Source organism: Breoghania corrubedonensis, from assembly GCF_003053845.1.
Taxonomy (GTDB): domain Bacteria; phylum Pseudomonadota; class Alphaproteobacteria; order Rhizobiales; family Stappiaceae; genus Breoghania; species Breoghania corrubedonensis.
The window spans coordinates 146,822-158,965 of the sequence record NZ_QAYG01000007.1; the positions used below are offsets into that span (position 1 = coordinate 146,822).

The 12,144-nt window shown below is 66.6% G+C and carries 10 protein-coding genes; 9 read left to right on the top strand and 1 reads right to left on the bottom strand.

Features of this window, described 5'->3' with window-relative positions; translation table 11 throughout:
- Nucleotides 1-211: 211 nt before the first annotated feature.
- On the top strand, nt 212-1,591 hold the full coding sequence (locus tag C8N35_RS17195; RefSeq protein ID WP_107990942.1) for a DUF1800 domain-containing protein: 1,380 nt from the start codon (nt 212-214) through the stop codon (nt 1,589-1,591).
- 4 nt (nt 1,592-1,595) lie between these two features.
- Complete coding sequence (locus C8N35_RS17200; protein ID WP_107990943.1) at nt 1,596-2,834, top strand: DUF1501 domain-containing protein; 1,239 nt, start codon at nt 1,596-1,598, stop codon at nt 2,832-2,834.
- A 199-nt stretch (nt 2,835-3,033) separates the two neighbouring features.
- Here the strand turns inward: C8N35_RS17200 and hppD are convergent, their stop codons facing one another.
- On the bottom strand, nt 3,034-4,146 hold the full coding sequence (gene hppD / locus C8N35_RS17205) for a 4-hydroxyphenylpyruvate dioxygenase (protein ID WP_107991029.1): 1,113 nt from the start codon (nt 4,144-4,146) through the stop codon (nt 3,034-3,036).
- 208 nt (nt 4,147-4,354) lie between these two features.
- Here hppD and C8N35_RS17210 point away from each other — a divergent pair, with 208 nt between their 5' ends.
- The 7 genes from C8N35_RS17210 to C8N35_RS17240 all read left to right on the top strand — a co-directional run bounded on the left by C8N35_RS17210 (nt 4,355) and on the right by C8N35_RS17240 (nt 11,818).
- The gene (locus C8N35_RS17210) at nt 4,355-4,822 is read left to right on the top strand and encodes an Lrp/AsnC family transcriptional regulator (RefSeq protein WP_107991030.1); all 468 of its coding nucleotides are present in this window, start codon (nt 4,355-4,357) and stop codon (nt 4,820-4,822) included.
- Nucleotides 4,823-5,166: 344 nt separating this feature from the next.
- Nucleotides 5,167-5,577 (top strand): winged helix-turn-helix domain-containing protein, encoded by a 411-nt coding sequence (locus C8N35_RS17215; protein ID WP_107990944.1) that lies wholly within the window; start codon nt 5,167-5,169, stop codon nt 5,575-5,577.
- 40 nt (nt 5,578-5,617) lie between these two features.
- Nucleotides 5,618-6,430, top strand: coding sequence for a molybdate ABC transporter substrate-binding protein (modA, locus tag C8N35_RS17220; RefSeq protein ID WP_107990945.1), 813 nt, complete (start codon nt 5,618-5,620; stop codon nt 6,428-6,430).
- A gap of 7 nt (nt 6,431-6,437) precedes the next feature.
- Entirely contained in the window at nt 6,438-7,133 is a 696-nt protein-coding gene (gene modB / locus C8N35_RS17225) for a molybdate ABC transporter permease subunit (RefSeq protein ID WP_107990946.1), read from the top strand.
- Entirely contained in the window at nt 7,133-8,251 is a 1,119-nt protein-coding gene (gene modC / locus C8N35_RS17230; protein WP_107990947.1) for a molybdenum ABC transporter ATP-binding protein, read from the top strand. Before modB ends, modC begins: the two co-directional genes overlap by 1 nt.
- A 331-nt stretch (nt 8,252-8,582) precedes the next feature.
- Entirely contained in the window at nt 8,583-10,367 is a 1,785-nt protein-coding gene (locus C8N35_RS17235) for a sensor histidine kinase (protein ID WP_107990948.1), read from the top strand.
- A 95-nt stretch (nt 10,368-10,462) separates the two neighbouring features.
- On the top strand, nt 10,463-11,818 hold the full coding sequence (locus tag C8N35_RS17240) for a sigma-54-dependent transcriptional regulator (protein ID WP_107990949.1): 1,356 nt from the start codon (nt 10,463-10,465) through the stop codon (nt 11,816-11,818).
- The last annotated feature ends 326 nt before the right edge of the window (nt 11,819-12,144 follow it).

Below are 12,144 nucleotides of genomic sequence, written 5' to 3' on the forward strand. Positions count from 1 at the left end.
GGGATCCAGCCCGCCCCCCTTGCGCCGTTGCCCTATGGATTGCCCGGACTTTGCCGGGCAATGACGAACGAGAGATCGGCGCGCGAGAAACAAGACGCAGCCGACAGATCTCCGCGCAATCGCCCGCTTGCCGTCCACAAATCGCCGCACGGCTTCCCGATCATGCCTGCCAGCGAAATCCGCATTCACCGCAGGTGAGGACAATGAGCCGATGAGCCGCGACTATCAGGCCTTTCTGGCGACCAAGCGCTTCGGCTACGGTGCGCGACCGGGGGAGATCGCCGCCGCCCTGCCGGACCCGGTGGCCAGCGTGCTCGCCCAGCTCGACGGCTATAATCCCGATGCCGGGCCGGACGATGACCTGCCCGGGCAGGTCGAAGCCACGCGACACTTCTTCGCGTTTCGCGATGCGCGCGGCGATTTTCGCAAACAGAGCGAGCTGAAGGGCCCGGCGCGCGATGCGCGCGAGAAGGAACTTTTCGGGATCAATCCCATTTACACCGTCTACAGCGCGGAGGTGCTGGCGCGCGCCCGGCTAGCTGCCTCCAGCGACCGTCCCTTCATTGAGCGGCTTGTCGCCTTCTGGTCCAACCATTTCTGCGTCGCCATCGATTCGGACGCCATCGTGCGGCTTCTCGCCGGCAACTACGAGCGCGAGGCGATCCGGCCGCATGTGCTGGGCCGGTTTGAGGACATGCTTCTCGCCACCCGGCGCCATCCGGCCATGCTCGCCTATCTCGACAATGACAAGTCCGTCGGCCCGAATTCCAGTTTCGGCAAGCGCACGGGCAAAGGGCTCAACGAGAACCTGGCGCGCGAGACGATGGAGCTGCACACGCTCGGTGTCGATGGCGGCTACGACCAGGGCGACGTCATCGAGCTTTCGAGAATTCTCACCGGCTGGAGTTACGAGGGGCCGCGGGGCGATGAGCCCGGCCGCTTCCGCTTCCATCCCAACACGCACGAGCCGGGCATCCGCACGCTTCTGGGCACTTCCTACCCGCCGCAGGGCGAGGAACAGGGCATCGCCGCGCTCGCCGATCTCGCCCGTCATCCCGCCACGGGGCGGTTTCTTGCCACGAAGATGGTCCGTCATTTCCTGGGACGGGTGCCCGATGGTGGCCTGATCGACCGGCTCGCCGCCACCTACGCGGGCTCCGACGGCGACCTCGGGGCGCTGACGCGGGCGCTCGTCGCGGCACCGGAAATGTGGGAGCCGGCGCATGCTGTCTTCATTTCCCCCTTCGAGTTCCTGACCGCGTCGACACGCGCCACCGGTCTCGAGCTTAATGAGACCGAAGTCGCCCGCGTGCTGCGCATCTTCGGTCAGGTCACGTGGCAGCCGCCGTCGCCCGCCGGCTGGCCGGACGCGCCCGACGCCTGGCTTGCCCCCGATGCGCTGATGGAACGGCTCGACTGGGCGCAACGGGTCGCGCATCTGGTGCCCGTGCCCGATGATGTCGATGCCTTCGCGGCCGATATTCTCGGCGCGGCCTATGACGGCGACACGCGGCTTGCGGTCACCCGCGCGGAGACGCGCCAGCAGGCGCTGGCCATGCTCATGATGAGCCCCGGAATGCAGAGGAGATAGGCCGATGAACGTCTGCGATTATTCCCGGCGTCAGTTCATGGTCGGCACGGCGGGGCTCGTCGCCTGGGCCTACCAGACCCGCATCGCGGCGGCTGCGCCCGGGCGCGATCCGCGCCTTCTCGTCGTCAACCTGCGCGGCGGCATGGACGGGCTCGGCGCCGTCGCCCCCGTCGGCGATCCCGACTATCACAGGCTGCGCGGCGAGGCGGTGCTGTCGGCCGACGATCCCGCCCATGGCCTGCCGCTCGACGATCTCTTCGTGCTGCACCCGTCGCTGCCGACGCTTCACGGGCTTTATCGCGACGGTCATGCGCTGATCGCCCATGCGGTGGCCACCCCCTATCGCGACCGCTCCCATTTCGATGCCCAGGATGTGCTGGAATCGGGCGCGGCGGCGGTCGGCCAGTCGCATACCGGCTGGCTCAACCGGGCGCTTGCCGCCCTGCCGCACGGAGAGAGCATCGGCGCTTCGCCGGCGCCGGCGCTTTCCATCGGCGCGCAGGTGCCGCTGTTGCTGCGCGGGCAAGCGGAGGTGATGTCGTGGATGCCGCCGGGCTTTCCCGCCGCCGACGGCGACCTGCGCGCCCGCCTTCTCGATCTCTATCGCCACACCGATCCCGGCCTTCTCGCCACCTTCGAGGCGGCACTCGACCTCGACCGCGCGACCGGCGGCGAGATGGAGGTCGTGAGGGAGATCCGGGCGGTGACGCCGGACCTCAAGGGCCCGGAGATGCTGGCACGGATGACGGCGCGCACGGTCGGCAAGCTGATGGTGGAGCCGGGCGGCCCGCGCATCGGGTCGATGGAAATCCTCGGCTGGGACACCCACGTCGACGGCGAGCCGTTCGATGCGCGCTTCGTGCGTCAGATGGCGCGGCTCGACCGGGTCATCGCCGATTTGCACACCAACCTCGCCCCCGTCTGGGACCAGACGGTGATCTGCCTGATGACGGAGTTCGGTCGCACCGTCCGCTATAACGGGGCCGGCACCGATCACGGCGTCGGCACGGTGGCGATCCTCCTCGGCGGCGCGGTCTCCGGCGGCCGGGTACTGGCCGACTGGCCGGGGCTTTCGGAGGCTGCACTCTTCGAAAACCGCGACCTCAGGCCGACGCTCGACGTGCGCACGCTCTTCAAGGGCGTGCTTGCCGACCACCTGGGCCTGAGCGACCGCGTGCTCGCGCAGACCGTGTTTCCCGACAGCGCCGGTGCGAAGCCGGTTCGGGGATTGTTGCAGGGGTAGGGGCGGAGAGAGTGTCCCACACATCCGATGTCATTCCCGCCTGCGCGGGGATGACAATGGTGTGAGGAGCGGGATTTCAGGGCCTTTCCCCGAAAGTCCTTTACACCCTCTGCCCCAAAAACAGCGAAAGGGACGGCCCCGCGTGGGATCGCCCCTTTCCCTCCTCCCGGGCGGGTCTTTTCGGCCTTCCTCCGGTATCCTATTCGGCGGCGTCCGCCTTGATGACGCCGCGGCGGATCTGGTCTTCCTCGATGCTCTCGAACAGCGCGCGGAAATTGCCCTCGCCGAAGCCGTCGTCGCCTTTTCGCTGGATGAACTCGAAGAAGATAGGCCCGATCACGGTTTTCGAGAAGATCTGCAACAGAATGCGCGTCATTCCGCCGTCGACCACGCCTTCGCCGTCAATCAGGATGCCGTGTTTCTTCATCCGCTCCACCGGCTCCTCGTGGCCGTGGACGCGCTCGACACTCTTCTCGTAGTAGACTTCGGGCGGGCCCGGCATGAACTTCAGGCCGTTGTCGGCGAGCCTGTCGGTCGCGTCATAGATCGCATCGGTGCCGACGGCGATGTGCTGGATGCCCTCGCCACGGTACTTCTTCAGGTATTCGACGATCTGGCTGGTCTCGTCCTTGGACTCGTTCAGCGGAATGCGGATCTTGCCGCATGGCGAGGTGATCGCCCGGCTGACGAGCCCGGTGATGCGGCCGTCGATGTCGAAATAGTGGATCTGCCGGAAGCCGAAGAGATCGCGGTAGAAGTCCCACCACTTGTCCATGTTGCCACGGAAGACATTGTGGGTGAGGTGGTCGAGGTAATAGAAGCCGACGCCCGAGGGCCGAGGGTCGCGCTCGCCGAGCCACGCGAATTCCGCCTCGTAGGCGGAGCCCTTCTCGCCATAGGTCTCGATGAAATAGATCAGCGAGCCGCCAATGCCGACGATGGCCGGCACGTCGAGCGCCTTGTCGTCGCCCTCATAGGGTTTCGCGCCCTTGGAAACGGCATGCTCGAAGGCGTGTTTGGCATCGACTACCCGCCACGCCATGGAGGGCGCGCAGGGGCCGTGCTCGCCGACGAACCGCATGGCGTGGGACCCGGGTTCGGCGTTCAGGAGATAGTTGATGTCGCCCTGCCGGTAGACGGTGATCGCTTTCGTTCGGTGCTTTGCGACCGGCTCGTAACCCATGCGGCGGAAGAGGGCGTCGAGCTTCTCCGGCTCCTCGCTGGCGAACTCCACGAACTCGAAGCCGTCGGTGCCGGCGGGGTTCTCTTTCGAGATCGTGGCCGGCGGTGCGTCGTGCGGAAACGGTCCCATGGTGTCTTCCTCCTGTCCGCCGGCCGTGCCCTTGCGCGAAGGCTCCTCTTCCGGGCCGTGTCGCGAGGCACCGTCCCTGGCCGGCGCCGCTTGCGCGGGAATGTCAATGCGACCATTTTGCGCGCTTTGCGCCGCAATTTGCATGCGTTCGGGGCGTCCGTAACGGAATGTATGCACGAAACGTGCGCCATATGATAAATTTATGCACATGATCACACTCGACGCCTTCGATATCCGTCTTCTGGCGCTCCTGCAGCGCGATGCCGGGCTCACCAATCAGGAGATCGGCGCGCGGATTGCGCTGTCGGCCTCGCAGGTCTCGCGCCGCCGCGCGCGGCTGGAGGCGGACGGCGTCATCCGCCGCGTGCGCGCGGAATTGTCGAAGGATGCGCTGGGGCTGCAGGTCACGGCCTTCGTCGGCGTCACGCTCAACGCGCACAGCCGCGCCAACTCGCGCCGCTTCCGCGATCTGGTCAAGGCGATGGAGAGCGTGCAGGAGGCGCACGCGCTGACCGGCGAGATGGATTACCTGATCAAGATCACGGTTACGGACCTGAAGACGCTGGCGCGCGTCATCAACGACGACCTGCTGGCGCACGACGCGGTGCAGAACGTCCATTCCTCCGTCGTGCTGGAGACGTTGAGGGATGACAACCAGTTGCCGATCGGCGGGTAGGGGAGAAGGAGAGAAGAGAAGAGAGAAGAGAAGAGAGAAGAGAAGAGAGAAGAGAGAAGAGAAGAGTATGGAGCGGCTTTGCCGCGCTTGTTGCGCTGGATTCCGGATCGGCGCTCGGCTTCGCCTCACTTGTCCGGAATGAGGGAGTGTGTGTGAAGCTTCAAACCAGCCACACACGCCCTCATTCCGGGCGGTCTGCGCCGCAGGCGCATGGCCAGACCCGGAATCCAGCGACCAAGCGCGGCGAAGCCGCTTCGCTTTTCTCTCTCTCCTCTCTTCTCCACACCCCACCCCTGCCATTATGTCCCTTGACCCCGTCGCCCCCGCACCCGACCCTGCCGGCCATGACAGACTTTCCCAAATCCCGCATCCGTCTCGTGCTTGCCCCCGGCGTTGCGCTCGGGCCCGGCAAGGCGGACCTTCTGGAAGGCATCCGGGAGACCGGCTCCATCCGGGCCGCCGGCAACCGCCAGTCGATGAGCTACAAGCGCGCCTGGAACCTCGTCGGAGAACTCAACCGCATCTTCCGCACGCCGCTGGTGGAGACGGAAAAGGGCGGCGCGAAGGGCGGCGGTGCGCGGCTGACGGAGGCAGGCGAGGCCGTGCTTTCCCACTTTCGCGGCATGGAAAGGGCGCTGGCGGAAGCCGCCGCGGCCGATATCGCCGCCCTGCAAGCGATGGTGGAACCGGGTGCGGCCACACTTCGCACGCGCGACGACGATTCCACGCTTGAGGATCGTAAAGACGACGTATAGGGTCCGATATGTTCCGTCGAACATATCGCAAGGATTTGCCATGAAACCCGCCCAGTTCTCCTCTGGAGCCTCGTTTTCCTCCAGAGTGCTTCGTCGCGCCGCCGGCGTAGCGGTTGCCGCCGGCCTCGCGGTCGCGGCAACGCTCGGCTCCGCGCAAGCGGCCGAGAAGCTGACCGTCTTCGCCGCCGCCAGCATGAAGGATGCGCTTGAGGCGATCGGCTCCGCCTACACCAAGGACAACGGCACCGAAGTCGTCTTCTCCTTCGCGTCGTCTTCCGCCATCGCGCGTCAGGTCGAGGCCGGCGCCCCGGCGGATGTCTATATCTCGGCCGATGTGAAGTGGATGGACTACCTCAAGAAGGCCGATGCCATCGACCCCGCGACGGTGCGCAACGTCGCCGCCAACACGCTGGTCGTCGTCGCGCCGAAGGCCGATGCCAAGCTGTTGAACCTCACCAAAACGGCGCTTCTCGCGCGTATCGGCGAAGGCCGGCTCGCCATCGGAACGCCGGAATCCGTACCCGCCGGGCGCTACGGCAAGGCCTCGCTCACGTCGCTTGGTCTGTGGGATGCGGTTGAGGGCAAGCTCGCCCCGATGGAGAATGTCCGCGTGACGCTCGCCGCCGTGGCGCGTGGCGAAGCCCCGCTCGGTATCGTCTACGGTTCGGACGCAGCCATCCAGCCCGACGTCGCGGTCGTCGCCACTTTCCCCGATGACAGCCATGCCCCGATCGTCTATCCCGGAGCTGTAACCAAAGTCGCAAAGCCGGGCGCGGTCAAATTCCTCGATTACCTCGCGACACCGAAGGCGCGAGAGATCTTCGCCAAGGTCGGCTTCCAGCCAGTTGACTGATTTTTCGATGCAGCCACTGTCCCCTGCAGAGATCGAGGCCGTCGTCCTGACCTTCAAGGTCGGCGGTCTCGCCCTTCTGGTCGCTCTGCCGCTGGCCATTTTCGCGGCCTATGCGCTCGCGCGCTGGCGGTTTCCGGGCCACGCCTTTTTCGATGCCATGATTCACATGCCGCTGGTGCTGCCGCCGGTGGTCACGGGCTATGTCCTTCTCATCCTGTTCGGCCGCCACGGTCCCATCGGCGGCTTCCTGTACGATTATCTCGGCATCACGCTCGCCTTCCGCTGGACCGGAGCGGCACTCGCCGCAGGCGTCATGGCCTTTCCGCTGATGGTGCGGCCCATCCGGCTCGCCATCGAGGCCGTCGATCCCAAGCTTGAGCAGGCAGCGGAAACGCTCGGCGCGGGCCGCATCGTCACCTTCTTCATCGTGACCCTGCCGCTGGCGCTCCCCGGCATTATCGCGGCCGCGCTGATGGGCTTTGCCAAGGCGATGGGCGAATTCGGCGCCACCATCACGTTCGTGTCGAACATTCCCGGCGAAACCCGCACCCTGTCGCTGGCGCTCTATACCTTCACCCAGTCGCCCGATGGCGATGTCGCCGCGCTTCGCCTCGCCATCACCGCCGCCATCATCGCGTTTGGCGCGGTGTTCGCGTCCGAATTCGTGTCGCGCCGGCTCGCCCGCCGGCTGGGAGGCGGCTGATGCTCAGCGTCGATATCGAGGCCAAACTCGGAACCTTCCATCTCTCCGCGACATTCGAGAGTTCCGCCGGAGTGACCGCTCTGTTCGGCCGTTCGGGGGCGGGCAAGACCTCGGTGGTCCACATGATCGCGGGCCTGTCGCGCCCCATGCGCGGCCGTATCGCGGTCGATGACATGGTGCTTTACGATTCGGACAGGAAGATCGATCTTTCCCCCCGTCAGCGCCGCATCGGTCATGTCTTTCAGGAGGCGCGGCTGTTTCCGCACCTCACCGTGCGCCGCAATCTCACCTTCTCGCACTGGGCGGGCGGGCGCACCGCGTCCATGCCGTTCGACGAGGTGGTGGAACTTCTGGGCATCGGCAAGCTGCTCGACCGGCGGCCGGCCAAGCTGTCGGGCGGTGAGCGCCAGCGCGTCGCCATCGGCCGTGCGCTGCTGTCGGGCCCGCGCATCCTGTTGATGGACGAGCCGCTGGCCTCGCTCGATCAGGCCCGCAAGAGCGAGATCCTGCCCTATCTCGACCGGCTGCGCCGCGAGGCGGCGATCCCGATCGTCTATGTCTCCCATTCGCTGGAGGAGGTGGCGCGGCTGGCGGAAACGCTGGTCATCATCTCCGATGGCAAGGTGGAGGCCGTGGGGCCGGTGGGTGAGGTGATGACCCGGCTCGATCTTGGCCCCGCCACCGGCCGCCAGCAGGCCGGTGCGGTGCTTGACGGCCGCATCTCCTCTTATGACGAGGAATGGGATCTCACCCATATCGACGTCGAAGGCCAGATGATCGAGGTTCCCGCCGTCAGGGCCGAAATCGGCGAGGAGGTCCGTCTGCACCTGCGCGCCCGCGATATCGCGCTGGCGCTGGAAGTTCCCGGCGGGCTCTCCATCCGCAACGCGTTGCCGGTGACGGTGCTGGAGATCACCCACGAACGCGGCCCCTATGCGGAGGTGGTCTGCGCACTGGGCGCCCAGCGCCTGCGTGCCCGCATCACCCGCGCCTCGCTTGTCGCGCTGGGCCTGAAGCCGGGCCAGCCGGTCTTCGCGCTGGTCAAGAGCGTCGCCGTCGACCGCCCGCTCGCCTCCCTCGACGTGGAGCGCGACAATGACGGCTTCATGTCGCGCTAGGGGGGGCAAAACGCGCTCGGGGGCAAGGTTGCCATCGTTCCTGAAGAACCCCCGGCGCCATCCCGGATCCGTGAAGCGGCGCCTCGCACCGCATCGCGTGCGCGATGACGCGGGAAAGGTCGGATATCGGAGACCGTTTGCGGCAACCGATCTCGAATGACGTAACGTCCCGTCGTCGGTCAAACATGGGCGTTGCGTTGCAAAGGGGAGCCTTTCCTCCCCGGCGTCAAGGGCCCCTCCGCCGTCATCCCGGGCACGGCGGAGGGGCACCGACCGCTTCGCCCCAAGACGATCTCTTCCTTTTCGTTCTTTTCCGCTATCATCGCACCCCATGAACAATCCGCTTCGCACGCGCCGCGCCGTGGCCGGGGTCGTGGCCGCCTGCCTTCTCGCCGGTGCGCTTGTGGCATGGGTTACCGCGCGGGTCAGCGAACGGCTGATGCTCGACGAAATCGGCCTGCGCGCCGCCGCCTCGCTCGATCTTCAGGCCGCCACGCTGGAGAGCCTTCTCGACAAGTACCGCATCCTGCCGCCTATCCTTTCGCGGCGGCCGGACGTGGTGGAGCTGTCGCGAACCCGCGACAGGGAAACCGCCCACCGCATCGCGGCAACGGCGGCCGGCATGACGGGGGCGGAGGAAATCCGCTTCCTTGCCGAAGACGGCAGCCTGATCGGATCTTCCGATATCGATGCGGTCGGCAATGCGTTCGACACCGAAATCCGCGAAGCGGTCGAACAGGCGCGCGAAGGCCGGCTTGGCCGGCAGCTTCTGATCACTCATGCGGGCCGGCCGGCGAGCTATATCTTCGCCTCCGCCGTCCGGGCGGACGGGGGAATCGTCGGCGTGGTGGCGGCGCGGGTCGATCTGGCGCGGGTCGAGCAGGCCTGGGCACTGTCGCGCGATCCGGTTCTCGCGCTTGACGAGGCTGGCGGGATCATCGCGACCAACCGGCCGCAATGGCGGGGGCTGGAGCTTTCGCTGGGCGACACCCGCTCGGAACTCGAAGGCCTGCATGCGCGGCCCGAGCGGCGCGGCGGCCATCTGCTCGTCTCGCTGCCATCGGAAACGGGGCGCAGGCTCTATCTCCAGGCGGCCAAGAAATTGCCGGTGCTCGACTGGTCGGTCGCGGTCTTCTTCGATGCCAGTTCCGTGACCCGGCAGGCCGCCACCGCCGCGCTCATCGCCATTCTGGCGACGTTGATCGTTACCGGGCTCGTGTGGATCGTGCTGGAACGCCGGTTGCGCCTGCAGGCGCGCCTGCGCGGCGAACGCGCGGCCGCGCTCAGGCTGGAACGGCGCGTGCGCGATCGAACCCGCGATCTCAGGCGCGCCAACCAGCGTCTGGGCGAGGAGGTGAGGGAGCGCGAGACGGCGGAACGGGAATTGCGCCGCACGCAGGACGAACTGGTCCAGACCGCAAAACTCGCGACGCTTGGCCAGATGTCGGCGGCGCTCAGCCACGAGTTCAACCAGCCGCTCGCGGTTATCCGTTCCCAGGCCGACAATGCCGGTCTGCTCGTTCAGCGCGGGCGTTGCGAGGAGGCGGGCGAGTCCTTGCGCAAGATCACCGCCATGGTGGAGCGCATGGCCACCATTTCGCGCACCCTCAAGGGCTTTGCCAGGAAGTCGGGGACGCAGACGCGGACAGTACCAGTCGGCCCGGTGATCGACGAGACGCTGATGCTGCTCTCGCCGCGCATCAAGGGCGGGCAGACGGCCATTTCGTTCGAACGCCCGCCGCGCGACCTTGCCGTCAGGGCCGATAGCGTGCTGCTGGAACAGGTGATGATGAACCTCATCGTCAACGCGCTCGACGCGGTGGGTGAGGAGGGCGGCACGATCCGGGTGACGACGGTTCGCGAGGAACCGGGAATGGTGGTGATCCGGGTCGCCGATGATGGCCCCGGTATCGATGCCGCCACACGCGGCCGTATCTTCGATCCCTTCTTCACCACCAAGGAGGTGGGCGCCGGCCTCGGCCTCGGGCTCTCCATCGCCGACAAGATCATCCGCGACTTCGGCGGCCAGCTTGCGCTGGAGGACATGCCGGTAGGCGAGCGGGGCACCATCTTCGCCGTCCGCCTGCCGGAGGCGGAACTGGTCGCGGCCGGGTGAGGGAGAGGGAGCGGCGCGCCGCAACGTCTGCTTCAATCCGGGCGCGAACCGCGCTACACCGGCCGTTAGCCTTTCACAGTATCGGGACTTCTTGAATGGACCAGTCAACCGTCCTCTTCGTCGATGACGAGACCGACCTGCGCGAGGCGCTGGCACAGGGGCTGGAATTGGCCGGCCACCGGGTGGAGGCCTACCCCAACGCCGAGGGCGTGCTCGACCGCGTCTCGCGCGACTTCTACGGCGTGCTCGTCACCGATATCCGCATGCCGAAGATGGACGGTCTGGCGCTGATGAAGGCCGCCTTCGACATCGACACCGCGTTTTCCGTCATCCTGATCACCGGCCATGGCGACGTGCCACTGGCGGTGGAGGCGATGCGGGCGGGTGCCTACGACTTCATCGAAAAGCCGTTTCCCGTCGCCCGGCTCGCCAATGTGGTGGAGCGGGCCTTGGAAAAGCGCCGGCTCGTGTTGGAAAACCGCGTGCTGCGCGAACAGCTTGGCGACACCGCCGGGCTTGCCGCGCGCCTCGTCGGCCGTTCGCCGGCGATCGAGCGGCTGAGAACGGCGGTGCAGGCACTCGCCGCCACCGATGCCGACGTGCTGATCCTGGGCGAGACGGGAGCCGGCAAGGAGGTGGTGGCGCGGGCTCTGCACGAGGAGGGCGTGCGCAAGGACGGGCCCTTCGTCGCGCTCAATTGCGGCGCGCTGCCGGCGGATATCATCGAGAGCGAGCTTTTCGGCCACGAGCAGGGCGCGTTCACCGGCGCCTCGCGCCAGCGCATCGGCAAGCTGGAGCATGCCGACGGCGGCACGGTTTTTCTCGACGAGATCGAATCCATGCCGCTGGAGTTGCAGGTCAAGCTGCTGCGCGTCATCGAGAACCGCACCATCGAGCGGCTTGGTTCGAACAAGACCATCGCGCTCGACGTGCGCTTCGTCGCCGCAACCAAGGTCGATCTGGAAAAGGAAAGTACGGCCGGCCGTTTCCGCCGCGATCTCTATTATCGGCTCAATGTGGTGAGCCTCGACATTCCGCCCTTGCGCGACCGGCGCGAGGACATTCCGGTGCTGTTCCATCATCTGGCGCGCGAGGCGCGTGCCCGTTATCGCCGCGAGATCCCCGACCTGACGCCTGAAGTGATGGCGGAGCTGATGGCGCGCGAGTGGCCCGGCAACGTGCGTGAACTCAGGAACGTCGCCGACCGCTTCGTGCTCGGCGTCGACAAGATCACCGGCACGGGCACCGGCGCGGACGCCTCGGAGGAGAGTGCCGGAACGCCGCTTTCGGTGCGCGTGGGCAAGTACGAGAAGGCCCTGATCGCGGCGGAGCTGCGGCGCCAGGGCGGGTCCATCAAGGCCACCTACGAGGCGCTGGGCCTGTCGCGCAAGGCGCTTTACGAGAAGATGAAGAAGTTCGGGCTGGAAAAGGAAGAAGCGCTGGAGATGTGAGCGCGGAGAAGGGGAAAGGAAGGGAGGAAGGAAGGAAAACGGAGCGGCTTCGCCGCGCTTGTTGCGCTGGATTCCGGATCGGCGTTCGGCTTCGCCTCGCTCGTCCGGAATGAGGGAGGTCGTGGTGGACTTCAAGCGTCCCACACACGCCCTCATTCGGGGCGGTCTGCCGCGCAGCTGCATGGCCAGACCCGGAATCCAGCGCAACAAGCGCGCCGCAGGCGCTCCTTTACCCTTTTTCTTCCTTCCGCCTTCCCCTCCCTCTCCCGCCCTGCGTCAATGTGTCGAATCCGACCCATTGACGCGCCACGGGTGTTTCCATTCCT

Coding starts and splice junctions, on each gene's coding strand:
- C8N35_RS17195 (WP_107990942.1), top strand. CDS start 212: ATGAGCCGCGACTATCAGGCCTTTCTGGCGACCAAGCGCTTCGGCTAC.
- C8N35_RS17200 (WP_107990943.1), top strand. CDS start 1,596: ATGAACGTCTGCGATTATTCCCGGCGTCAGTTCATGGTCGGCACGGCG.
- hppD (WP_107991029.1), bottom strand. CDS start 4,146: ATGGGACCGTTTCCGCACGACGCACCGCCGGCCACGATCTCGAAAGAG.
- C8N35_RS17210 (WP_107991030.1), top strand. CDS start 4,355: ATGATCACACTCGACGCCTTCGATATCCGTCTTCTGGCGCTCCTGCAG.
- C8N35_RS17215 (WP_107990944.1), top strand. CDS start 5,167: ATGACAGACTTTCCCAAATCCCGCATCCGTCTCGTGCTTGCCCCCGGC.
- modA (WP_107990945.1), top strand. CDS start 5,618: ATGAAACCCGCCCAGTTCTCCTCTGGAGCCTCGTTTTCCTCCAGAGTG.
- modB (WP_107990946.1), top strand. CDS start 6,438: ATGCAGCCACTGTCCCCTGCAGAGATCGAGGCCGTCGTCCTGACCTTC.
- modC (WP_107990947.1), top strand. CDS start 7,133: ATGCTCAGCGTCGATATCGAGGCCAAACTCGGAACCTTCCATCTCTCC.
- C8N35_RS17235 (WP_107990948.1), top strand. CDS start 8,583: ATGAACAATCCGCTTCGCACGCGCCGCGCCGTGGCCGGGGTCGTGGCC.
- C8N35_RS17240 (WP_107990949.1), top strand. CDS start 10,463: ATGGACCAGTCAACCGTCCTCTTCGTCGATGACGAGACCGACCTGCGC.